Origin of the sequence: Pseudomonas machongensis (assembly GCF_034961125.1) — a bacterium.
In the GTDB taxonomy this organism is placed as follows: Bacteria; Pseudomonadota; Gammaproteobacteria; order Pseudomonadales; family Pseudomonadaceae; genus Aquipseudomonas; species Aquipseudomonas machongensis.
In genome coordinates, this window is sequence record NZ_JAYFUI010000011.1 from 1 (window position 1) to 1,340 (window position 1,340).

1 protein-coding gene and 1 pseudogene are annotated in these 1,340 nt (G+C 63.8%); both read left to right on the forward strand.

From position 1 onward, the window contains the following. Positions 1–162: 162 nt before the first annotated feature. Positions 163–1,107 (forward strand): choline ABC transporter substrate-binding protein, encoded by a 945-nt coding sequence (gene choX, locus VA602_RS00385; protein WP_054891721.1) that lies wholly within the window; start codon positions 163–165, stop codon positions 1,105–1,107. 142 nt (positions 1,108–1,249) lie between these two features. Then, positions 1,250–1,340: pseudogene (locus VA602_RS00390) on the forward strand (3-keto-5-aminohexanoate cleavage protein); the annotation flags it as partial.

Genomic DNA, 1,340 nt, shown 5'->3' on the forward strand with positions numbered 1-1,340 from the left:
ATCGTTTCCGGCATCGCTTACTCCTGGGAAGTGGGTGGTCGCTGCAGTGCAACTCTTGGTCGCCAGCGTGCGATTGCCCACTGTGCCATGGGCGTAACTTTTTTCCCACGGCCCGCAGAGGCCGGATCCCATAACAATACGCACTGCCGATGGAGAGCCACCATGCATCGCTTTATCCGCCGCAGCCTGTTGTCCCTCGCTCTCAGCACCACCGTGGTCACCCCGCTGTTCGCCGCCGAGCCCGCCGCCTGCAAGAACGTGCGCCTCGGTGTGGTCAACTGGACCGACGTCATCGCCACCAGCGCCATGGCCCAGGTCCTGCTCGACGGCCTGGGCTACCAGACCAAACAGACCAGCGCCTCGCAACAGATCATCTTCGCGGGTATCCGCGACAAGCGCCTGGACATGTTCCTCGGGTACTGGAACCCGATCATGACCCAGACCATCACCCCGTTCGTCGATGCCAAGCAGGTCAAGGTCCTCGACCAGCCCAGCCTGGAAGACGCCCGCGCCACGCTCGCAGTACCCAAGTACCTGGCCGACAAAGGCCTGAAGAGCTTTGCCGACATCCACAAGTTCGAGAAGGAACTGGGCGGCAAGATCTACGGCATCGAGCCAGGCTCGGGCGCCAACACCCAGATCAAGGCGATGATCGCCAGCAACAAGTTCGACCTGGGCAAGTTCCAGCTGGTCGAGTCGAGCGAGGCCGGCATGCTCGCCGCCGTCGATCGCGCCGTGCGCCGCAATGAAGCCGTGGTGTTCTTCGGCTGGGCACCGCACCCGATGAACGTGAACATCGACATGGTCTACCTGGGCGACAGCCAGGACGCCCTGGGCCCGGACGAAGGCCGTGCCACGGTGTGGACCGTCACCGCGCCCGACTACGCCGAACGCTGCCCCAACGCCAACCGCCTGCTGGCCAACCTGAAATTCAGCGCCGAGGACGAGAGCCGCATGATGCAGCCGCTGCTCGATCACAAGGACCCGCTGGAGTCGGCACGCCAGTGGCTCAAGGACCACCCGCAAGACAAGGCCCGCTGGCTTGAGGGCGTGACCACCTTCGACGGCAAGCCGGCGGCTGACAACCTCAAGCTCACCGCCAACTGATCCGGCCTCTTCGCGGGCAAGTCGGAGCGCCGAACCGCCGCTCCTACAGGTTATGCGCATGCCATGAGCATGTAGGAGCGGGCTGCCCGCGAAAAGCCCAACACCGAACACACAGAACAGACAAGCCTGAAGGATTTACCCCATGAACCACGACGTCATCATCACCTGTGCCCTGACCGGAGCCGGCGACACCGTTGCCAAGAGCCACCTGGTCCCGGTCACCCCCAAGCAGA

What these genes read in the sequence shown, in the direction of transcription:
- choX (WP_054891721.1), top strand. Translation starts at nt 163, where the DNA reads ATGCATCGCTTTATCCGCCGCAGCCTGTTGTCCCTCGCTCTCAGCACC.